This window comes from Pseudomonas sp. Q12-87 (assembly GCF_001269755.1).
GTDB lineage: Bacteria > Pseudomonadota > Gammaproteobacteria > Pseudomonadales > Pseudomonadaceae > Aquipseudomonas > Aquipseudomonas fluorescens_S.
On the sequence record NZ_LHVI01000023.1, the window covers coordinates 216,028 to 237,183 of the forward strand.

Here is a 21,156-nt window from a genome sequence, read left to right on the forward strand (position 1 = left end):
AACCTTCCGTGCCCGTTCTGCGTCTTCCGCTTCTCCCTGCCGCGGCAGGTAAACAGCACTGGGGCAACCTGCCCGGTGCCGCCCTGAGCCTGGCCATCGCCGAGGCTGCCAGCGCTGCAAAGCGCTTCACCCTGCTGCTGACCGCCGATAGCCAAAGTGCCGAACGGCTGGAGCAGGAGCTGAGTTTCTTCGCTCCGGATTTGCCCGTGCTGCATTTCCCGGACTGGGAAACCCTGCCCTACGATCTTTTTTCGCCTCACCAGGACATCATTTCCCAGCGAATCGCCAGTCTCTATCGGCTGCCGGAGCTCAGTCATGGCGTTTTGGTAGTGCCTATCACCACGGCCCTACATCGCCTGGCGCCCACCCAGTTTCTACTCGGCAGCAGCCTGGTGCTGGACATCGGCCAGAAGCTCGATGTCGAGCAAATGCGCACTCGCCTGGAGGCCAGTGGCTATCGTTGCGTCGACACGGTGTATGAGCACGGTGAGTTCGCGGTACGCGGCGCGCTGATCGATCTGTTCCCGATGGGCAGCAAGCTGCCGTACCGCATCGACCTGTTCGATGACGAAATCGAGACCCTGCGCACCTTCGACCCGGAAAACCAGCGCTCCATCGACAAAGTGCAGTCGATCCGCCTGTTGCCGGCCAAGGAATTCCCGCTGCAAAAAGACGCCGTGACCCGCTTCAAGGCGCGGTTTCGCGAGCGCTTCGACGTAGATTTCCGCCGCTGCCCGCTTTTCCAGGACCTGAACAGCGGAATCACTCCCGCCGGTATCGAGTACTACCTGCCGCTGTTTTTCGAAGAAACGTCCACCCTGTTCGATTACCTGCCCTCGGACACCCAGGTGTTTTCCCTGCCGGGCATCGAACAGGCGGCGGAGAACTTCTGGAACGACGTGCGCAACCGCTACGAAGAGCGCCGCGTCGACCCGTCCCGGCCCTTATTGCCGCCGGCCGAGCTGTTCCTGCCAGTGGAAGACTGTTTTGGCCGCCTCAAGAGCTGGCCACGGGTGGTAGCGAGCCAGCAGGACGTGGAAACCGGCGTCGGCCGTGAACGCTTCCCGGCCAAGGCACTGCCGGACCTGGCGATCGAAGCCAAGGCCACGCAGCCACTGGCGGCGCTTGCCGGCTTCCTCGATGCGTTCCCCGGCCGCGTGCTGTTCACCGCCGAGTCCGCCGGTCGACGAGAAGTCCTGTTGGAGCTGCTTGAACGCCTCAAGCTGCGACCGAAGACGGTAGACAGCTGGCCGGACTTCGTCGCGGGCAAGGACCGATTGGCGATTACCATCGCGCCGCTGAACGACGGCCTCGTCCTGGATGACCCGGCCCTGGCGCTGGTTGCCGAAAGCCCGCTGTTCGGCCAGCGCGTCATGCAGCGCCGCCGTCGCGAGAAACGCGCCGACGCCACCAACGACGCGGTCATCAAGAACCTCACCGAGCTGCGCGAAGGCGCGCCGGTGGTGCACATCGACCATGGCGTGGGCCGTTACCTGGGCTTGGCGACACTGGAAATCGACAACCAGGCCGCCGAGTTCCTGACCCTCGAATATGCCGAAGGCGCAAAGCTCTACGTGCCGGTGGCGAACCTGCACCTGATCGCCCGCTACACCGGCAGCGACGACGCCCTGGCCCCGCTGCATCGCCTGGGCTCGGAAACCTGGCAGAAAGCCAAGCGCAAGGCGGCCGAACAGGTGCGCGACGTGGCCGCCGAGCTGCTGGACATCTACGCCCGCCGCGCCGCCCGCGAGGGCTACGCCTTCGCCGATCCGAAGGCCGACTACGAAACCTTCAGCGCCGGTTTTCCGTTCGAAGAAACCGTCGACCAGCAGACCACCATCGAAGCCGTGCGCGCCGACATGCTCGCACCCAAGCCAATGGACCGCCTGGTCTGTGGCGATGTGGGCTTCGGCAAGACCGAAGTGGCGATGCGCGCCGCGTTCATTGCCGTGCACGGCGGCAAACAGGTCGCAATCCTCGTCCCGACCACCCTGCTTGCCCAGCAGCACTACAACAGTTTTCGCGACCGCTTCGCCGACTGGCCGGTGACCGTGGAAGTGATGAGCCGTTTCAAATCCACTAAAGAAGTCAACGCCGCCGTGGCCGACCTGGCCGAGGGCAAGATCGACATCGTCATCGGCACCCACAAGCTGCTGCAGGACGACGTGAAGATCAAGAACCTCGGGCTGGTGATCATCGACGAAGAGCACCGCTTTGGCGTGCGTCAGAAAGAGCAGCTCAAGGCCCTGCGCAGCGAAGTCGACATCCTGACCCTGACTGCCACGCCGATCCCGCGCACCTTGAACATGGCGGTTTCGGGCATGCGCGACCTGTCGATCATCGCCACACCGCCGGCCCGTCGCCTGTCGGTACGCACGTTCGTCATGGAGCAGAACAAGAGCACGGTCAAGGAAGCCTTGCTACGGGAGCTGCTGCGGGGCGGCCAGGTCTATTACCTGCACAACGACGTGAAGACCATCGAGAAATGCGCCGCCGACCTGGCCGAACTGGTCCCGGAAGCCCGTATCGGCATCGGCCACGGGCAGATGCGCGAGCGTGAGCTCGAACAGGTGATGAGCGACTTCTACCACAAGCGCTTCAACGTGCTGATCGCCTCGACCATCATCGAGACCGGCATCGACGTGCCAAGCGCCAACACCATCATCATCGAGCGCGCCGACAAGTTCGGCCTGGCCCAGTTGCATCAGTTGCGCGGCCGGGTCGGGCGCAGTCACCACCAGGCCTACGCATACCTGCTGACGCCGCCACGCCAGCAAATTACCCCGGATGCGGAAAAGCGCCTGGAGGCCATCGCCAACACCCAGGACCTCGGCGCCGGCTTCGTGCTCGCCACCAATGACCTGGAAATCCGTGGCGCCGGCGAGCTGCTGGGCGACGGCCAGAGTGGCCAGATCCAGGCCGTGGGCTTCACGCTGTACATGGAAATGCTCGAACGGGCGGTCAAATCGATCCGCAAGGGCGAACAGCCGAACCTCGACCAACCCCTGGGTGGCGGGCCGGAAATCAATCTGCGCGTACCGGCGCTGATTCCGGAAGATTACCTGCCGGATGTCCACGCGCGGCTGATCCTCTACAAACGCATCGCCTCGGCCAACGACGAGGAAGGTCTCAAGGACCTGCAAGTGGAGATGATCGACCGCTTTGGGCTGCTGCCGGAACCGACCAAGAACCTGGTGCGCACGACACTGCTCAAGCTCAAGGCCGAGCAACTAGGCATCAAGAAAGTCGACGGCGGCCCCAACGGCGGTCGCATCGAGTTCGAGGCCCAGACGCCGGTCGATCCGCTGGTACTGATCAAGCTGATCCAGGGCCAACCCAAACGCTACAAATTCGAAGGCGCCACGATGTTCAAGTTCATGGTGCCCATGGAACGCGCGGAAGAGCGTTTCAATACCGTAGAGGCGCTGTTCGAGCGCCTCACTCCGACCACTGCTTGAAGGACGCCACATGCGCCTGTTTCGCTCACTGACCTTGCTGATGACCCTGGTCGCTCCCCTGGCGTTTGCCGACGACCTGTATCAGGTTGAAATGATCCTGGTCCGGCAGAATGCGGAGCCGACGATTATCAGCCGCGCCGCGCCGGAAGACTGGGACGCCGGCGCACAGCGCCTGGGCTCGGACAGCCAGCGCACGCCAGCACTGGGCAATATCGTCGAAAAACTCAACGCCAGTGGCCAATACACCGTATTGATGCACAAGGCGTGGCAGCAGAACCTGGGCGAACAGAGCCGTAAAATCGCCGTCAGCGATGGCGCCGAACAGTTCGGGCAGTTTCCCATCGAGGGCACTCTGGATTTGAAACTCGGCCGTTTCACCGACGTAGACGCCGATTTCTGGATCAACCAGATCGATGCCAACGGCCTGGTCACCGCCAGCGAACGCCTCAAGCAGCAGAGCCACACCAAGAACGGCCAGTTGAATTTCCTCGATAACGGCCACCTCGGCCTGCTGATCAAGATCACCTCCCTGACCGCGCCCGCGCCACGGCAGGCACCTGACGTCATTCCGGACTGATCGGCGCGCCTATGCCTTCGCCCCTGAGCAAACCCCTGGCCCCTTCCTGGGTCAATCGGTTCAAGGAACAAAGCCTGGAGCGCGGGCGCCGTTACGCGCTTGAAAACCGGGTCAGGATCGTCGAGGCGGGCGATAGCACGATCACCGCCAGTTGCGAAGGCTCCGGCGGCAACATCTACCGTCAGACCATTCGCCTTAAAGAGTCAGCCAAGGGCACGCTGATTCTGCTTGAAGCGGCTTGCTCCTGCCCGGTACGCATCAATTGCAAGCACTGCGCGGCGGTACTGCTGCAAGTCCAGGAAACCCTCGCTTACCCCGCCGCGGAAAAAGACGCGCAGTTGCTGGAAAAACTCCAGGCAGTGCTGGACAACCGCAGCCCCAAGGCTCCACCGCAAGTGCTGGTGGACAATGTGCAACCGGTGCCTCGCCTGTGGTTGGCCAGCATCGAGTTCAGTGCCTTCGAGCCACGTAACGGCAAGATGCAGCGCTACATCCAGCACCGGGCCGCCCTGTCCTTCAGCTACCTGGACGAATACGTCAGCGGCCAGCGCAACACGGACGTGCTGATTCGCCAGGAAACCCAGACGCTGCGGATAAAACGCCATACCGATGTGGAACAATCCTACCGCGAACAGCTGCGCATCCTAGGTTTCAAAATCGCGACCCGGCAAAGCAAAGCTCTGCCGGAAAGCGCCGGTGAGCTGTACGAAATGGTCAACGACAGCGCTTGGCTGACGTTTACTCTCAATGATCTGCCCAAGCTGCGCAGCCAGGGTTGGGAATTGCAGATCGACGAGGACTTCGGCTTCGACCTCACGGCGGTGGACGAGTGGTACGCCACGGTGGAGGAAACACCGGAGCGGGATTGGTTCGACCTGGAGCTTGGCATTATCGTCAACGGTGAGCGCCTGAGCCTGCTGCCGATCCTGCTGAACCTGATGCGCTCGCACATCGAGCTGTTCAACCCGGAGCGCCTGGCCAGGCGCCGCGATGACGAGCTCATCCTGGTCAATTTGCCCCACCGCCCGAACTCGGAATTCGGCCCGCAACAAGTGGCCTTGCCTTATGGCCGGCTGAAGCCGGTGTTGGCGACCCTCGGCGAGTTCTATCTGCAAGAACCCGGCACCACCAAACTGCGCCTGAATACTGCGGACGCGTTGCGCCTGAACCCATTGCAAGATATGCCTTTGGCCTGGGAGGGCGGCGAACACATCCGTGGCCTGGCCCAACGCCTGCGCGATATCAAGGATTATACGGCGGCTGCCCCGGAAGGCCTGAACGCGACGCTGCGACCCTATCAGCTCGAAGGCTTGAGCTGGATGCAATCACTGCGACAGCTGGAGGTTGGTGGCATTCTCGCGGACGACATGGGCCTGGGCAAAACCCTACAGACCCTGGCACATATTCTCAGCGAAAAAAACGCCGGCCGCCTCGACCGGCCGTGCATGGTGGTGATGCCTACCAGCTTGATTCCCAACTGGCTCGACGAGGCGGCTCACTTCACGCCGCAGCTCAAGGTGCTGGCCCTGTATGGCGCCGGGCGCAAGAAGCACTTCGAACGGCTGGCCGAATACGACCTGATCCTCACCACGTATGCGCTATTGCCCAAGGATGTCGAACGCCTGGCTGCGCAGCCGTTGCACGTATTGATTCTCGATGAAGCCCAGTACATCAAGAACCCCACCAGCAAAGCCGCCCAGGCAGCCCGCGAACTCAACGCCCGGCAGCGCTTGTGCCTGTCCGGCACGCCCCTGGAAAACCACTTGGGCGAACTGTGGTCGCTGTTCCATTTCCTATTGCCGGGCTGGCTCGGGGACGCCAAGAGCTTCAACCGCGATTACCGCGTGCCGATCGAAAAGCGTGGCAGCGACGTAAGACTGCAGCACCTCAACGGTCGGATAAAACCCTTCCTGCTGCGCAGGACCAAAGAGCAGGTGGCGACAGAATTGCCGCCCAAGACCGAGATTATCCATTGGGTCGAGCTCAGCGATGCCCAGCGGGATGTCTACGAAACCATGCGCCTGGCAATGGACAAGAAGGTGCGCGACGAAATCACCCGCAAAGGCGTGGCTCGCAGCCAGATCATCATTCTTGAAGCGCTGCTCAAGCTGCGCCAGGTCTGTTGCGACCTGCGCCTGATCAACGACGCCGCCCTGCCCGCTCGAGGCAGTACCTCGGGCAAGCTCGACAGCCTGATGGAAATGCTCGAAGAACTGTTTGAAGAAGGCCGCCGGGTGCTGCTGTTTTCCCAGTTCACGTCAATGCTGGCCTTGATTGAAGATGAACTGAAGAAGCGCGGCGTCGACTACGCCATCCTGACTGGGCAAACCCGGGACCGACGCACACCGGTCAAGGAATTCCAGAGCGGCAAGCGTCAGATCTTTCTTATCAGCCTGAAGGCCGGCGGGGTGGGCCTGAACCTGACCGAGGCCGATACGGTGATTCACTATGACCCGTGGTGGAACCCGGCAACGGAAAACCAGGCGACCGACCGCGCCTATCGCATCGGCCAGGAAAAGCCGGTATTCGTCTACAAACTGATTGCCAGGGGCACAGTGGAAGAGAAAATCCAGCTGCTGCAAAAGGAAAAATCCGACCTTGCGGCCGGCGTGCTGGACGGCCGCGTGGCTGGAGACTGGAAGCTGCAAAGCGACGATATCGAGGCGCTCTTTGCACCGCTGCCGGACAAACTGGAAAAGCGCTGACAGCCGTCAATCAACCAGTTGAGCAGCCCTCAACGCACCGAGCGCCGCCAGCCAGCGAGGGTCCTGGCGGTATTCCGTGGACGCGTAAGCCTGGCCGCGCATACGGGCGATCCGCGCCGAAGGCTTGACCTTCAGGCGTTGGGCAGCGCTCAAGGCCAACTCCGCAGCCGCTCGGTCGTTGCACACCAGGCCCATGTCGCAGCCTGCCGTCAAGGCAGCCTCGATACGACTGGCGGCATCACCGACCACATGGGCACCGGCCATCGACAGGTCATCGCTGAAGATCACGCCATCGAATTGCAGCTCGCCGCGCAGGATGTCTTGCAACCAGCGACGGGAAAAGCCGGCTGGATTAGCGTCAACCTGCGGGTAGATGACATGGGCCGGCATGACGGCAGCCAGTTGCTTGCTCAGTTTGGCGAACGGTACCAGATCGTTGGCGCGAATCTGTTCGAGGCTGCGCTCATCGTTCGGGATCGCCACATGGGAATCGGCCTCGGCCCAGCCATGACCCGGAAAATGCTTGCCGGTGGCGGCCATCCCGGCAGCGCTCATGCCGCGAATGAACGCACCGGCCAGTAATGCGGCACGCTCGGGATCGCCTTCGAAGGAACGACTGCCGACGACGGCGCTGCGCTGGTAGTCGAGATCCAGCACCGGGGCAAAACTCAAGTCGAGGCCGACCGCCAGTACTTCGGTGGCCATGATCCAGCCGCACTGCTCGGCCAGGTATTCGGCGTTGGGGTTGTCAGCAATCGCCCGCATTGCCGGTAGCCGCACGAACCCTTGGCGCAGCCGCTGGACGCGACCGCCTTCCTGGTCCACGGCCAATAGAAGGTCGGGACGGATGGCGCGGATCGACGCGCTCAGCTCACGCACTTGCCGCGGATGCTCGATATTACGGGCAAAAATGATCAGGCCGCCCACTTCGGGTTGGCGTAACAGGTGGCGATCTTCAGCCGTCAGCCAGGTACCGGCGACGTCCACCATCAACGAGCCTTGCAGGCCAGCAGTCATAGCATTTCCTTAATAATGATGGACCCGTGACGACACAGGCATAACCGCCCCGCCTGGGACTGGGCCAGGCAGGTCGTGGTCATGCATTGAGTGATAGACGGGTTCGGAACGAGAGTCGGCATGGGCAGCTAGCTTAGCGGAAGTGGGCAGCCGCGCCCACCCAAGGACTCAAGCCTTGGCCAGGGCCGGGGCTGGGGCCGATTTGCTGCGCGGACGCAATTGTGCGGCGGCCATGATCTCGTCGGTGACGCCGCTTTCGGCACGCATGCCGGCAGCCAGGAACGGCACCATCAGGCGCATCACCTGCTCGATGGATGTGTTTACGCCAAAGTCGGTCTCGGCGATGGCCCGCAGCGCCTTGATACCGGACATGCTGAACGCTGCGGCACCAAGCATGAAGTGCACGCGCCAGAACAGTTCAATCGGTGGAATGCGCGGCGCCGCCTCGTTGACCAGCAGCATATAGCGGCGGAACACCTTGCCGTACATGTCTTCCAGATAACGCCGCAAGTGACCCTGGCTCTGGCTGAAAGCCAGGCCCAGAAGACGCATGAATATAGAAAGGTCGTTACCGCTGCGCGGCTGCACGACGAGGGCTTGCTCGACCAGGATCTCCAAGAGTTCTTCCAGGGTCGGCTTGACGTCAGGCTTGGCCTGGCGCCGCTCAAGCTCACGATCGAGGCTGAGGCAGAAGGGCCCGAGGAATCTCGAGAAAACCGCCTGGATCAAGGCTTTTTTCGAACCGAAGTGATAGTTCACCGCAGCCAGGTTCACCCCGGCCTTGCTGGTAATCAGACGCAACGAGGTTTCGGCGAAACCTTTTTCCGCGAACAACTGCTCGGCAGCATCGAGGATGCGTTCAACGGTTTCCGACTGGGCCATGGTAATTCCGCCTGACAAACACTTGTTTGAAACATACGTTTCAGCCCATGGGTTTGTCAAGCCTGCCCGGGCGTTTTGCGAACGTCCGGTCAGTTATTTAACCATCTTTTCCCGGACGGTAGCCACCTCTCCTCCAGATGCCCCTCCGACCGTCCAGCGGCCTGAGAAAAAAGGAGGATTGCCAAGCGGCGTCCACTGTATATAATCCCAGTCACTGTATAAAAAGACAGAGCGCTCATTATGATAAAGCTGACGCCACGCCAAGCAGAGATTCTGGCCTTCATCAAACGCTGCCTCGAAGACAACGGCTATCCGCCGACCCGTGCGGAAATCGCCCAGGAACTGGGTTTCAAGTCGCCCAACGCGGCTGAGGAACACCTCAAGGCGCTGGCCCGCAAGGGCGCTATCGAAATGACCCCGGGCGCATCCCGTGGCATTCGCATCCCTGGCTTCGAAGCCAAGGCCGACGAAACCACCCTTCCGATCATCGGCCGGGTAGCGGCAGGCGCCCCGATCCTCGCCCAGCAACATGTCGAGGAGTCCTGCAATATCAATCCATCGTTCTTCCATCCGCGAGCTGACTATCTCCTTCGCGTACATGGCATGAGCATGAAGGACATCGGCATCTTCGACGGCGATCTCCTGGCCGTGCATACCACCCGCGAGGCCCGCAACGGCCAGATCGTCGTGGCACGAATCGGCGACGAGGTCACCGTCAAGCGCTTCAAGCGCGACGGCAGCAAGGTCTGGCTCATTGCCGAGAACCCCGAATTCGCCCCCATTGAAGTAAACCTGAAAGATCAGGACCTGGTCATCGAAGGCTTGAGCGTCGGCGTCATTCGCCGCTAAAGGAGGCTTTATGCAGTTCCCTCACACACCACAGCACACACAACTTCCGCTGTTCGAGGCATTCATGGCCCAACCGCTGGTTCCAGTTCTGAAAGAGGTCATCGAGTCGCCCTGGGGCGTCGAGCCCGAGCCTTTTAGTGAACTGTCGTTACGTGGTGCGGCTGGGAGCTGCCTGAACCTTCTGGCGCCGGTTCTGCGAGAACTCAGCCAGGACCAGGATGCTCGCTGGTTGACGCTGATTGCTCCACCGGCCAGCGTTACCCAGGCCTGGTTGCGGGACGCTGGCCTGAATCGTGAGCGCATCCTGCTGTTGCAACCGCGAGGCACTCAAAGCGCCCAGCAGTTGACCTGCGAAGCCTTGCGCCTGGGTCGCAGTCACACAGTGGTCAGTTGGCTCAACCCGTTGACCACGACAGCGCGGCAACAGTTGATCAGCGCCGCCCGCATTGGGGACGCACAAAGCCTGAATATTCGATTGGGCTAAAGCAGGTGCGGGGCTTCTTCAAAGGCAGAGAAGCCGGCGGTCACGCTATCCAAAAAAGCCGACAGGCGGGATCAATGAAGAACCCGCGGTCCCTCTTCCTTGTTGAATTCGCCCTCAACCAGGCGACCTGCCATCTGGACGCCCACGCTGAGCATCGCCTTGGCAACTTCGACGTGTTGGCCCTGCAGGAATACCTTGGCATCTTCGGAAAAGTTCAGGGTAACCAGAGAACCCTCGTCTTCGGCCCTGCGCAGCTCGATGCGACCATCAGGAAGTTCGACTATTTCTAGAAAGGACGTTGGCATAAAAGTCTGTTCTCCACGAAAGGCGAGGATTATATAGTCATCAGCCAGGCTTCGCTCGGGATCTTGACCAAGCGTTATTTAACGTACGTAACTGGCCTGGAAAAACTCAGCACTCATTCAGGCCTTCACGAAAGCGTATCGCCAGGCTCTTCAAGTTCTGGCGCCAGCTCTCCAGCTCCTCCCGGCTCAACTCCAGCTCAGGGTCCTGTTCATCCAGATTGACCGCCACGATCAACGGCTGGGTCACGTCACCCTTGGGCTTGCGTGGAGCCCGTGGCGGCTCGAACAAGGCCGCATGGGCCGCCAATAGCTTCGCCAGCCAGGTTTCCGGGTTATGCGCCAGCTCGACCATTTCGGCCAATTCCGGGATAGCGATCGTTTCCAGCACTTCGCGGGTCAACAGCAGCTCGGCCCGCGCGGCATTCGCTTGGGGCAGGCGATAGAAACCGGCGATTTCATGGCACAACCCCAACAGCGCACCGTACAGGTGAAACAGCGCAGACTCGCGTCCTGCCTGGAGCAGAGCCGGGGAATTCATCGCACGCCCATCCTCGGCCCTGGTGAGCGCTTCGAGCGACAGACCGGCGAAATAGATTTTCTGATTGGTGCGGGTATAGAGTTCGTGGGCCATGGCGGCATCTCCCCAACGAAATGAAAGCTTCAGGCAAGGGCGACAGTGTCGTGGATCAACCGAGGCCACTGCAAGCCAAAAACAAAAAGGCCGCATGAAAACCCGTGGGTTTGCCATGTGGCCTTTTTGTTAGGTCAGTGCGGATTCAGCGATTGCAGGGGACGGCAGCGACCGAAACGTCGGACCGGTCCAGCGGGAGCAAGCTCCCTCGCCACAAGAGCCTCAGCTCCGCCCTCCAGACAAGTCCTGGCGATCAGCGCTTGTCTTCAACGGTCCATTTACCGCCGTCGTAGTACGCCTTCCACCCGGTCGGCTTGCCGTCGACTTCGGTCTGCACGTACTGCTCCTTGGTCTTGCGGCTATAGCGAATGACCGCTGGGCGCCCGTCAGGATCCTTCTGCGGCGCTTCGCAGAGGAAATGGTACTTCGGATCGATCTCATCCTTGTGCGGCACGATTTCCAACACCAACGGTGCACGGGTCTCGCGGTTTTTCGGGAACTGACTGGCCGCCAGGAACAGGCCGGACGCACCGTCGCGCAGAATGTAGGTATCGTTGACCTTCTCGCATTTGAGTTCGGGCATCTTCACCGGGTCCATTTTCGGCGGCGCCGCGTCACCGCTCTTGAGCAGCTTGCGGGTGTTCTTGCAGGTCGGGTTGGTGCAACCGAAGAACTTGCCGAAACGACCGGTCTTGAGCTGCATCTCGCTGCCACACTTGTCGCATTCCAGGCTTGGACCTTCATAGCCCTTGATGCGGTAGGTGCCCTCTTCAATCTCATAGCCGGCACAGTCCGGGTTGTTGCCACAGATGTGCAGCTTGCGTTTTTCGTCCAGCAGATAGGCATCCATCGCCGTGCTGCAGATCGGGCAACGATGCTTGCCGCGCAGCACCAGGGATTCGGATTCGCCCTCGTCGTCAGCGGCGATTTCATCGCCTGGCACCAGGTTGACAGTCGCCTTGCAGCGCTCCTTGGGTGGCAGGCTGTAGCCCGAGCAACCGAGGAACACGCCGGTCGAGGCGGTACGAATTTGCATCGGACGCCCGCAGGTCAGGCACGGAATGTCGGTCATGACCGGCTGGTTGGCCCGCATGCCGTTGTCCGGGCTCTCGGCCACTTCGAGCTTTTTCTTGAAGTCGCCGTAGAACTCGTCAAGGACGTTTTTCCAGTCTCGCTCGCCCTGGGCCACGTCGTCGAGATTCTCTTCCATGCCGGCGGTGAAACCGTAATCCATCAGGTTCGAGAAGCTCTCGGACAGGCGTTCGGTAACGATGTCACCCATCTTTTCCGAGTAGAAGCGACGGTTGTGCAGCGCCACGTAGCCACGATCCTGAATGGTGGAGATGATCGCCGCGTAGGTCGAAGGACGACCAATACCGCGCTTTTCCATTTCCTTGACCAGGCTGGCTTCCGAATAACGCGCCGGCGGCTTGGTGAAATGCTGCGTCGGATCGAGCTTGATCAGCTTCATCACGTCGCCCTGGGCCATATCTGGCAGGACGTCATCGTCACCAGGCTTGGTGATTTGCGGCATGACGCGGGTGTAGCCGTCGAACTTCAGGATACGGCCCTTGGCGCGCAGCTCGAAGTCACCGGCTCCGACGCTGACTGTGGTCGACAGGTATTGCGCCGGCAGCATCTGGCAGGCGAGGAACTGGCGCCAGATCAATTCGTAGAGACGCTCTGCATCACGCTCCATGCCCGATAGCTTGCTTGGCTCGGTGTTGGCATCGGACGGACGAATCGCTTCGTGAGCCTCTTGGGCGCCTTCCTTGCTGCTATAGACGTTTGGCGTTTCTGGCAGATACTTCTTGCCGAACTCGCTTTCTATATAGGTACGTGCCATCGCCACGGCGTCAGCCGAGAGGTTGGTCGAGTCGGTACGCATGTACGTGATGTAACCAGCTTCGTACAGACGCTGGGCCATCATCATGGTTTTCTTCACGCCAAAGCCCAGGCGGTTGCTCGCGGCCTGCTGCAGCGTGGACGTGATGAACGGCGCGGACGGCTTGCTGCTGGTCGGCTTGTCCTCGCGCTTGACGATGCTGTAGCTGGAAGCCTTGAGCTTTTCCAGCGCGGCCATGGCCTGTGCTTCATTGAGAGGCTTGAAGGCTTCGCCCTTCTCCCGGGCCACGTCGAAGCGCACGGTGGCGCCCTTCGCGGTGCCGAGGTCGGCATGGACTTCCCAATATTCTTCAGGGATGAACGCACGGATTTCCCGCTCGCGCTCCACCACCAGTTTCACTGCGACCGACTGCACGCGACCGGCCGACAGGCCACGGGCGATCTTGGCCCACAGCAATGGCGAGACCATGTAGCCGACCACACGATCGAGGAAGCGACGCGCCTGCTGGGCGTTGACCCGATCGATGTCCAGCTCGCCCGGCTGGGAGAAGGCCTCCTGGATGGCCTTCTTGGTAATTTCGTTGAACACCACGCGCTTGTAGCGGCTGTCATCCCCACCAATGGCTTCGCGCAGGTGCCAGGCAATGGCTTCCCCTTCGCGGTCCAAGTCCGTCGCGAGATAGATGGTGTCGGCATCCTTGGCGAGCCGGCGCAGCTCCTCGATGACTTTTTCCTTGCCCGGGAGGATCTCGTACTTGGCTTTCCAGCCGTGTTCCGGATCGACCCCCATGCGCGAGACCAGCTGCTTGCGCGCCTTGTCTTTCGGCGACAGCGCCGGCGCTTCACCAGCCGCAGCCTTGCCGCGCTTGGCGGCAGGCTCCTTGCTGGCGCTAGCCGAACCGCTGGTGGGCAGGTCTCGGATATGGCCGATACTCGACTTCACCACGTATTGGTTGCCCAGATACTTGTTGATGGTCTTGGCCTTAGCCGGGGATTCCACAATGACCAGCGATTTGCCCATGGATCAGAAAATTCCTGAATTCTAAAAAGTGAAAGGCGGTTGGCGCCTGACGCGGCACCGCTATATATAGTGGCTGCAAGGTGAGGTCAAGCGCAGGGTTGCCCGCATGTGGACCTCAAGACCTGGAAAAAATGCTCTCTTCGGCCTGCACCAAAGCAAAGCGTGGCACCTGTTCGCCGTCAACCTCGACGGACTCCTGGAACATGCTCAAGGGACGCACCCAAAAGCCGTAATCGCCATACAAGGCTTGATAGAAGACCACTTCTTCCTCGGTCTCGGAATGCCGCGCAATGCTGAATACGCGGTACTGCGGACCTTTGTAATGCTGGTAGAGCCCAGGTTGTATCGGCATGCTTTGGCCCTCACTCAAATCTTTTCAAAATAAAAATAAAATCTTTTTCTACTAAACCCGTAAAAACAAAAACCGGGGCACTTGGCCCCGGCTTCCATCGACGCAACGCTTAGACGCGTTCGAAGACAGTGGCGATGCCCTGGCCGAGGCCAATGCACATGGTGGATACGCCAAAGGTGCCGCCATTCTGCTTCATGACGTTGAGCAGCGTGCCGGAGATACGTGCACCGGAGCAACCGAACGGGTGACCCAGGGCGATCGCACCGCCGTGCAGGTTAACCTTCTCATTCATCTTGTCGAGCACTTTCAAATCTTTCAACACTGGCAGGGCCTGTGCGGCGAACGCTTCGTTGAGCTCGAAGAAGTCGATGTCGGAAATACCCAGGCCTGCACGCTTCAAGGCTTTCTGCGTGGCCGGTACTGGACCATAGCCCATGATCGCCGGGTCCACACCCGCCACGGCCATCGAACGAATCACCGCCATCGGCTGGATACCCAGGTCCTGGGCACGCTGGGCCGACATCACGATCATGCACGAGGCGCCGTCAGTGATCTGCGACGAGGTACCGGCCGTCACGGTGCCGCCCTTCGGATTGAATGCCGGCTTGAGGGCTGCCAGGCTTTCCAGGGTGGTTTCCGGACGAATGGTTTCGTCGTAGTCGAACAGCTTCAGGAAGCCATTCTCGTCGTAGCCCTGCATCGGAATGATTTCGTCCTTGAACTTGCCTTCCACCGTCGCCTTGTGGGCGAGCTGATGGGAGCGCACGCCAAAGGCATCCTGCTGCTCACGGGTGATGCCATGCATTTTGCCGAGCATTTCCGCGGTCAGGCCCATCATGCCCGAGGCTTTTGCCGCATGCAGCGACATGTGCGGGTTCGGATCGACGCCATGCATCATGCTCACGTGGCCCATGTGCTCGACACCACCCACGACGAATACATCACCGTTGCCGGTCATGATCGCCTGGGCGGCGGTGTGCAGCGCGCTCATGGACGAACCGCACAGGCGGCTGACGGTCTGGCCGGCCGCGGTGTGAGGGATCTGGGTCATCAGCGAGGCCATGCGGGCGATGTTCCAGCCCTGCTCCAGGGTCTGGTTCACACAGCCCCAGATCACGTCTTCGACTTCGTTGGGGTCGACCTCGACGTTGCGTTCCAGCAGCTTGCTGATCAGGTGCGCCGACATGTCTTCGGCGCGGGTGTTGCGGTGCATGCCGCCTTTGGAGCGGCCCATCGGCGTACGACCGAAGTCGACAATCACGACGTCTCTAGGATTCAAGCTCATAAATGTTCTCTCGCTCTAGTCGTTGGGCGCTTAACCGAAGAAGCTCTGGCCGTTCTTGGCCATTTCACGCAGCTTCGCGGTCGGGTGGTACAGCGCGCCCAGATCAGCGTACTGGTCAGCCAGGGCAACGAACTCGGCCACACCGATCGAATCGATATAGCGCAGCGCACCGCCACGGAATGGAGGGAAACCGATACCGTAGACCAGACCCATGTCGGCTTCGGCGGCGGTTTCGACAATGCCGTCTTCCAGGCAACGCACGGTTTCGAGGCACAGCGGGATCATCATCCAATTGATGATGTCTTCGTCGGTGACTTCGCGCTGCTCGTAGACGATCGGCTTGAGCACTTCCAGCACCGACGCGTCGGCCACCTTCTTCTGCTTGCCGCGCTTGTCGGTCTCGTAGGCATAGAAGCCTTTGCCGTTCTTCTGGCCCAGGCGCTTGGCTTCGTAGAGCACGTCCACAGCCGAACGACGGTCGTCTTTCATGCGGTCCGGGAAGCCTTCAGCCATCACGTCACGACCGTGGTGACCGGTGTCGATGCCGACCACGTCCATCAGGTATGCCGGGCCCATTGGCCAGCCGAATTTTTCCATGATCTTGTCGATGCGCACGAAGTCCACGCCAGCGCTGACCAGCTTGGCGAAACCGCCGAAGTATGGGAACAGCACACGGTTGACCAGGAAACCCGGGCAGTCATTGACGACGATCGGGTTCTTACCCATTTTCTTGGCGTAAGCCACGGTAGTGGCGACGGCATGTTCGCTGGACTTCTCGCCACGGATCACTTCCACCAGCGGCATCATGTGCACCGGGTTGAAGAAGTGCATGCCGACGAAGTTTTCCGGACGCTTGAGCGCCTTGGCCAGCAGCGAGATGGAAATGGTCGAGGTGTTCGAGGCGAGGATGGTGTCCTCCTTGACCTTGTCTTCGACTTCAGCCAACACCGCCTGCTTGACCTTCGGGTTCTCGACAACCGCTTCGACCACCAGGTCGACATGGCCGAAATCGCCGTAGGACAGCGTAGGACGAATGCCGTTGAGCACTTCGGCCATCTTCGCAGCCGTCATGCGGCCTTTGTCGACACGGCCGACCAACAGCTTGGCGGCTTCGGCCAGGCCCTGTTCGATCCCGTGTTCGTTGATGTCCTTCATCAGGATCGGCGTGCCCTTGGACGCCGACTGATAGGCGATGCCGCCGCCCATGATGCCGGCGCCGAGTACGGCAGCCTGCTTCACGTCGCGAGCGATTTCGTCATAGGCCTTGGCCTTTTTCTTCAGTTCCTGGTCATTGAGGAACAAACCAATCAGGCTTTGTGCAGCCGAAGTCTTGGCCAACTTGACGAAGCCGGCGGCCTCGACTTCAAGGGCCTTGTCGCGACCGAAGTTGGCGGCTTTCTGGATGGTCTTGATCGCTTCGACCGGCGCCGGATAGTTCGGGCCTGCCTGGCCTGCAACGAAACCCTTGGCGGTTTCGAACGCCATCATCTGTTCAATGGCGTTGAGCTTGAGCTTCTCCAGCTTCGGCTGGCGCTTGGCCTTGTAGTCGAACTCGCCGCTGATGGCGCGTTTGATGGTCTCAAGGGCCGCGTCCTGGAGCTTGCCAGGTTCGACCACGGCATCTACGGCACCGACTTTCAGCGCGTCTTCAGCGCGGTTTTCCTTGCCGGCGGCAATCCACTCGATGGCGTTGTCGGCACCGATGAGGCGCGGCAAGCGCACGGTTCCGCCGAAGCCTGGGTAGATACCCAGCTTGACTTCCGGCAGGCCGATCTTGGCGGTGGTGGACATGACGCGGTAATCCGCTGCCAGGCACATTTCCAGGCCGCCACCCAGGGCGACGCCATTGATGGCAGCAACGGTGGGGACGTTAAGGTCTTCGAAGTCGCTGAAAATACGGTTGGCTTCGAGGTTGCCAGCGATCAGTTCGGCATCGGGCAGCTTGAAGTTATCGACGAATTCGGTGATGTCGGCGCCGACGATGAACACGTCCTTGCCGCTGCTGACGATCACACCCTTGATCGAAGCATCTGCCTTGATAGTGTCTACGGCCTGACGCAGTTCATTCAGGGTTAGACGGTTGAACTTGTTGACGGACTCACCCTTGAGATCGAACTTCAGTTCGACGATGCCACTTTCAAGAGCCTTAACCGTGATGGCTTTACCTTCGTAAATCATCAACTGATCTCCACGATATGGAAGCTGAACAGTACACGTTGAACGCTGACCGCTGGTTTGGGCATTGACGTTGTCATCAATGCTACGCCAATCCGCCAGGCACACCCGTCAACGCGATAGTCGGGTTCTGTAGGAGCATTCTGAAAATACAAACGCTCAATTCATACGCCCGTTTGATTTGGGTACGTCACCTTCACGGAATTTCCGACAATTGTCAATCGCCCTAAACAGGGGCAAGAATTCGACTTTACGGTCATTTCCGAACCCCATGGATCCGCAACACGGCGGTGCATGAGCAGCCATTCATAGAATCAATAATTAGAAAAGTCGCCCTAATTGCAGGCGCGTCGGATTCAGTTGGCTACGCTGTCAGGAAGACGAGTGGATATTTGGGAATGATGGGGCGATGTGAACGACACCCGACATGAGAAATAAATTACCGGCCTGCCTGGCCAACCCGCCCGATGAGACTGTCGGGCTTTTTTACGCCTCAGGCCAGCGCCTTGAGCACGTCGGCAATGTCCTGCAAGATTCTGGCTTCGCCTTTTTCGCCCCAATACAAGGCAATCATTTGCCCATCGGCTTCGACTTTGTAGACGTTGGCCGGCAATTTTTCGAAATGATTGAGCAATGCCTCATCCTGGCAGACCTCGCGCCACTGGTTGACCCACACGCCCGGCGCCGTTTGCCAATAACACCAGCAGGCCGGTTGCTTGCCCCGCCGAGGCCGATGGTACTGGGCGCAAGGGTTCGGTGGCTGCTGACCGAGCCAGTGTGGCCACTCCTGGGGCGCCAATTGCATGGCCAGTCCCAGGCGCCGCGCTTCCATGCGCAGGGCCATGCGACCGCTCTGGACACGGGACGGGCGCAACCATGCCAGCGGACTTAACACCACCAACAGGATTGACAGCACTATCCAGACCGTCATATTCGTACTCCCCGATTCTGATGAGCCATCGACGCACATCGCCGTCAATGCGCTTGAAACCAGCCATACTTACCGTATCGCAATTCTCTGGAGTGCTTTCCATGTACTACAACCACGTCCTGGTCGCTGTCGACCTCACTGAAGAATGCGATCCCGTTGTCAAGCGCGCTCGCGCCCTGTGCGACGACAGAGACACGAAATTGTCGCTGGTGCATATCGTCGAACCGATGGCCATGGCCTTTGGCGGCGACGTGCCGATGGACCTTTCCCAATTGCAGCAACAGCAGTTCGACCAAGCCAAGGAGCGCCTGGACCGGTTGATCGTGAAATATCCGGACCTGAAAAAGGAAAACTGCCACCTGACCTACGGCCAGCCGCGCCAGGAGATTCATCATCTGGCCAAGGAACAGGGTTGCGACTTGATCGTTGTCGGCAGTCATGGCCGGCACGGCCTGGCGTTGCTGCTGGGTTCGACCGCCAACGATGTGCTGCATGGCGCGCCCTGCGATGTGCTGGCAGTGCACTTGGTCAAACGCAGCTAGTTCACTCACTGAACCTGTGGCGAGGGAGCTTGCTCCCGCTTGAGTGCGAAGCACTCACCGCCAGGGCTGCTTCGCAGCCCAACGGGAGCAAGCTCCCTCGCCACAGCCATTGAGCGGGCGGACTCAAGCGTCCAATTCAGCCCAACGCTCGACCAGGGTATCCAGCTCGGCCTGCAGTTGTTCCAAGTGCGCGATCACCTTGGCGGTTTCGGCAGCAGGACGCTGGTAAAAGCCGGCATCGGCCATTTCGGCCTCTACCGCTGCAATCTGCTGCTCCTTCGCATCGATGTCACCCGGCAACGCTTCCAGCTCGCGCTGCAGCTTGTAGCTGAGCTTTTTCTTGGCCGGCGCCGCTGCGGCGGCAGCTGGGGCGGGCTCGGCCTTGACTACCGCTGAGTTCAGGTCGGCCTTGCCGGATTTGCTCTCGGTTACCCCCAAAAGACGCGGCGAGCCACCCTGGCGCAACCAATCCTGATAGCCGCCGACGTATTCACGCACGAGGCCTTCACCTTCGAAGACCAGGGTGCTGGTGACCACGTTGTCGAGGAATGCCCGGTCGTGGCTGACCATCAGCACGGTGCCGTTGAAGGTCAGCAATACCTCTTCCAGCAGTTCGAGGGTTTCCACGTCCAGGTCGTTGGTCGGTTCGTCGAGCACCAGCAGGTTCGCCGGCTTGCTGAACAACTTGGCCAGCAACAGACGGGCGCGCTCACCACCGGACAGCGCCTTGACCGGCGTACGGGCACGCTGGGGGCTGAACAGGAAATCGCCCAGGTAGCTCAGGACATGGCGGCTCTGACCATCGATATCGATGAAATCGCGGCCTTCGGCCACGTTGTCGATCACGGTTTTTTCCAAGTCCAACTGGTGGCGCAACTGGTCGAAATAGGCCACGTCGATCTTCGTGCCCTCTTCTACCTTACCGCTGGTCGGCACCAGGCCACCGAGCATCAGCTTGAGCAACGTGGTCTTGCCGGTGCCGTTGGCGCCCAGCAGGCCAATGCGATCGCCACGCTGCAGGACCATGGAGAAGTCCTTGACCAGGAACGGGCCGCCCGGATGGGCGAAACTGACGTTCTCCAGCACCATGACCTGCTTGCCGGACTTATCGGCCGTTTCCAGCTGAATATTCGCCTTGCCGGTGCGCTCGCGGCGCTCGCTGCGTTCGACACGCAAGGCCTTGAGGGCCCGGACACGCCCTTCGTTACGGGTACGACGGGCCTTGATGCCCTGCCGAATCCAGACCTCTTCCTGGGCCAGACGCTTGTCGAACAAGGCGTTGGCGGTTTCTTCCGCTGCCAGGGCCGCTTCCTTGTGCACCAGGAAGCTGGCGTAGTCGCCGTTCCAGTCGATCAGGCCGCCGCGGTCCAGTTCGAGGATGCGCGTTGCCAGGTTCTGCAGGAAGGAACGGTCGTGGGTGATGAACAGCACGGCACCCTGGAAATCCTTCAAGGCCTCTTCAAGCCAGGCGATGGCACCGATGTCCAAGTGGTTGGTCGGTTCGTCGAGCAGCAGCAGATCCGGCTCGGACACCAGGGCCTGGGCCAGCAGGACGCGACGACGCCAGCCACCGGACAACTCGGCGAGGGTTTTGTCGGCGGGCAATTGCAGGCGGCTCAGGGTGCTGTCGACCAGTTGCTGCAACCGCCAGCCATCACGGGCTTCCAGGTCATGTTGCACATGCATCAACTTGTCCAGGTCGGCATCGGTGACGATGTTCTGGCTCAAGTGGTGATATTCGGCCAACAGCGCACCGACGCCGTCCAGGCCTTCGGCGACCACGTCGAACACCGTCCGCTCGTCGGCCACCGGCAATTCCTGGGGCAATTCGCCTATTTTCAGGCCTGGCGCACGCCAGACCGAGCCGTCATCGGGCTTCTGGTCGCCCTTGACCAGCTTCATCATGCTGGACTTGCCAGTGCCGTTGCGGCCGATGATGCACACCCGCTCACCACGGGCGATCTGCCAGGACACCTTGTCCAACAACGGCATCGCGCCGAAAGCAAGGGACACATCGCTGAATTTGAGCAGGGTCATGAGCTTCTCCAAAAACCGGGCGCGCATTCTACCTGAGATGAGACCTCAGGAGTCCGCCAA

At 60.5% G+C, this 21,156-nt stretch carries 16 protein-coding genes; 6 read left to right on the top strand and 10 right to left on the bottom strand.

The features are described 5' to 3' along the window. Nucleotides 1–8 precede the first annotated feature (8 nt). From mfd to AD663_RS17715, 3 genes are read left to right on the top strand one after another with little or no spacing between them, the layout of a single operon-like run. Complete coding sequence (gene mfd / locus AD663_RS17705; protein ID WP_053214262.1) at nt 9–3,458, top strand: transcription-repair coupling factor; 3,450 nt, start codon at nt 9–11, stop codon at nt 3,456–3,458. 10 nt (nt 3,459–3,468) lie between these two features. Continuing rightward, a complete protein-coding gene (locus AD663_RS17710; protein WP_003183404.1) occupies nt 3,469–4,035 on the top strand; it encodes a CsiV family protein in 567 nt (188 codons plus the stop codon). Nucleotides 4,036–4,046: 11 nt separating this feature from the next. Next, on the top strand, nt 4,047–6,740 hold the full coding sequence (locus AD663_RS17715) for a DEAD/DEAH box helicase (RefSeq protein ID WP_053214263.1): 2,694 nt from the start codon (nt 4,047–4,049) through the stop codon (nt 6,738–6,740). A gap of 6 nt (nt 6,741–6,746) precedes the next feature. On the opposite strand, the gene nagZ is transcribed toward AD663_RS17715, so the two are convergent. Together nagZ and AD663_RS17725 are read right to left on the bottom strand one after the other, a co-directional pair. Beyond that, nucleotides 6,747–7,745: a beta-N-acetylhexosaminidase gene (gene nagZ / locus AD663_RS17720; protein WP_172680613.1), complete on the bottom strand. Its 999-nt coding sequence runs from the start codon at nt 7,743–7,745 to the stop codon at nt 6,747–6,749. Between the two features lie 180 nt (nt 7,746–7,925). Beyond that, entirely contained in the window at nt 7,926–8,639 is a 714-nt protein-coding gene (locus AD663_RS17725) for a TetR/AcrR family transcriptional regulator (RefSeq protein ID WP_003183407.1), read from the bottom strand. Nucleotides 8,640–8,879: 240 nt separating this feature from the next. On the opposite strand from AD663_RS17725, the gene lexA reads away from it, so the two are divergent. Together lexA and sulA are read left to right on the top strand one after the other, a co-directional pair. Next, nucleotides 8,880–9,488: a transcriptional repressor LexA gene (gene lexA / locus AD663_RS17730; RefSeq protein ID WP_003183408.1), complete on the top strand. Its 609-nt coding sequence runs from the start codon at nt 8,880–8,882 to the stop codon at nt 9,486–9,488. 10 nt (nt 9,489–9,498) lie between these two features. After that, nucleotides 9,499–9,972: an SOS-induced cell division inhibitor SulA gene (gene sulA, locus AD663_RS17735; RefSeq protein ID WP_003183416.1), complete on the top strand. Its 474-nt coding sequence runs from the start codon at nt 9,499–9,501 to the stop codon at nt 9,970–9,972. Between the two features lie 71 nt (nt 9,973–10,043). Here sulA and AD663_RS28505 read toward each other — a convergent pair whose 3' ends face one another. The 7 genes from AD663_RS28505 to AD663_RS17770 all read right to left on the bottom strand — a co-directional run bounded on the left by AD663_RS28505 (nt 10,044) and on the right by AD663_RS17770 (nt 18,517). After that, nucleotides 10,044–10,277 (bottom strand): hypothetical protein, encoded by a 234-nt coding sequence (locus AD663_RS28505; protein ID WP_003183419.1) that lies wholly within the window; start codon nt 10,275–10,277, stop codon nt 10,044–10,046. Nucleotides 10,278–10,383: 106 nt separating this feature from the next. Next, nucleotides 10,384–10,908 carry a DUF6586 family protein gene (locus AD663_RS17745; RefSeq protein ID WP_003183420.1) on the bottom strand — a complete coding sequence of 175 codons (525 nt, stop codon included), beginning with the start codon at nt 10,906–10,908 and terminating at the stop codon, nt 10,384–10,386. A 253-nt stretch (nt 10,909–11,161) separates the two neighbouring features. Continuing rightward, nucleotides 11,162–13,774 carry a type I DNA topoisomerase gene (gene topA / locus AD663_RS17750; protein WP_003183422.1) on the bottom strand — a complete coding sequence of 871 codons (2,613 nt, stop codon included), beginning with the start codon at nt 13,772–13,774 and terminating at the stop codon, nt 11,162–11,164. Between the two features lie 115 nt (nt 13,775–13,889). Beyond that, nucleotides 13,890–14,126, bottom strand: a complete 237-nt coding sequence (locus tag AD663_RS17755) for a DUF1653 domain-containing protein (protein WP_003183424.1) — start codon at nt 14,124–14,126, stop codon at nt 13,890–13,892. A gap of 109 nt (nt 14,127–14,235) precedes the next feature. Further along, nucleotides 14,236–15,411 carry an acetyl-CoA C-acyltransferase FadA gene (gene fadA / locus AD663_RS17760; RefSeq protein ID WP_003183426.1) on the bottom strand — a complete coding sequence of 392 codons (1,176 nt, stop codon included), beginning with the start codon at nt 15,409–15,411 and terminating at the stop codon, nt 14,236–14,238. Nucleotides 15,412–15,441: 30 nt separating this feature from the next. Then, a complete protein-coding gene (gene fadB / locus AD663_RS17765) occupies nt 15,442–17,589 on the bottom strand; it encodes a fatty acid oxidation complex subunit alpha FadB (RefSeq protein ID WP_053214265.1) in 2,148 nt (715 codons plus the stop codon). A 490-nt stretch (nt 17,590–18,079) separates the two neighbouring features. Continuing rightward, entirely contained in the window at nt 18,080–18,517 is a 438-nt protein-coding gene (locus AD663_RS17770) for a hypothetical protein (RefSeq protein WP_003183438.1), read from the bottom strand. A 101-nt stretch (nt 18,518–18,618) separates the two neighbouring features. On the opposite strand from AD663_RS17770, the gene AD663_RS17775 reads away from it, so the two are divergent. Further along, entirely contained in the window at nt 18,619–19,059 is a 441-nt protein-coding gene (locus AD663_RS17775) for a universal stress protein (protein WP_003183440.1), read from the top strand. Nucleotides 19,060–19,182: 123 nt separating this feature from the next. Here AD663_RS17775 and AD663_RS17780 read toward each other — a convergent pair whose 3' ends face one another. Beyond that, nucleotides 19,183–21,096 carry an ATP-binding cassette domain-containing protein gene (locus AD663_RS17780; RefSeq protein ID WP_003183442.1) on the bottom strand — a complete coding sequence of 638 codons (1,914 nt, stop codon included), beginning with the start codon at nt 21,094–21,096 and terminating at the stop codon, nt 19,183–19,185. Nucleotides 21,097–21,156: the final 60 nt, after the last annotated feature.

Bases quoted from the DNA above. Each gene is read 5' to 3' on its own strand.
- AD663_RS17710 (WP_003183404.1), top strand. From the start codon at position 3,469: ATGCGCCTGTTTCGCTCACTGACCTTGCTGATGACCCTGGTCGCTCCC.
- AD663_RS17715 (WP_053214263.1), top strand. From the start codon at position 4,047: ATGCCTTCGCCCCTGAGCAAACCCCTGGCCCCTTCCTGGGTCAATCGG.
- AD663_RS17725 (WP_003183407.1), bottom strand. From the start codon at position 8,639: ATGGCCCAGTCGGAAACCGTTGAACGCATCCTCGATGCTGCCGAGCAG.
- lexA (WP_003183408.1), top strand. From the start codon at position 8,880: ATGATAAAGCTGACGCCACGCCAAGCAGAGATTCTGGCCTTCATCAAA.
- sulA (WP_003183416.1), top strand. From the start codon at position 9,499: ATGCAGTTCCCTCACACACCACAGCACACACAACTTCCGCTGTTCGAG.
- AD663_RS28505 (WP_003183419.1), bottom strand. From the start codon at position 10,277: ATGCCAACGTCCTTTCTAGAAATAGTCGAACTTCCTGATGGTCGCATC.
- AD663_RS17745 (WP_003183420.1), bottom strand. From the start codon at position 10,908: ATGGCCCACGAACTCTATACCCGCACCAATCAGAAAATCTATTTCGCC.
- topA (WP_003183422.1), bottom strand. From the start codon at position 13,774: ATGGGCAAATCGCTGGTCATTGTGGAATCCCCGGCTAAGGCCAAGACC.
- AD663_RS17755 (WP_003183424.1), bottom strand. From the start codon at position 14,126: ATGCCGATACAACCTGGGCTCTACCAGCATTACAAAGGTCCGCAGTAC.
- fadA (WP_003183426.1), bottom strand. From the start codon at position 15,411: ATGAGCTTGAATCCTAGAGACGTCGTGATTGTCGACTTCGGTCGTACG.
- fadB (WP_053214265.1), bottom strand. From the start codon at position 17,589: ATGATTTACGAAGGTAAAGCCATCACGGTTAAGGCTCTTGAAAGTGGC.
- AD663_RS17770 (WP_003183438.1), bottom strand. From the start codon at position 18,517: ATGACGGTCTGGATAGTGCTGTCAATCCTGTTGGTGGTGTTAAGTCCG.
- AD663_RS17775 (WP_003183440.1), top strand. From the start codon at position 18,619: ATGTACTACAACCACGTCCTGGTCGCTGTCGACCTCACTGAAGAATGC.
- AD663_RS17780 (WP_003183442.1), bottom strand. From the start codon at position 21,096: ATGACCCTGCTCAAATTCAGCGATGTGTCCCTTGCTTTCGGCGCGATG.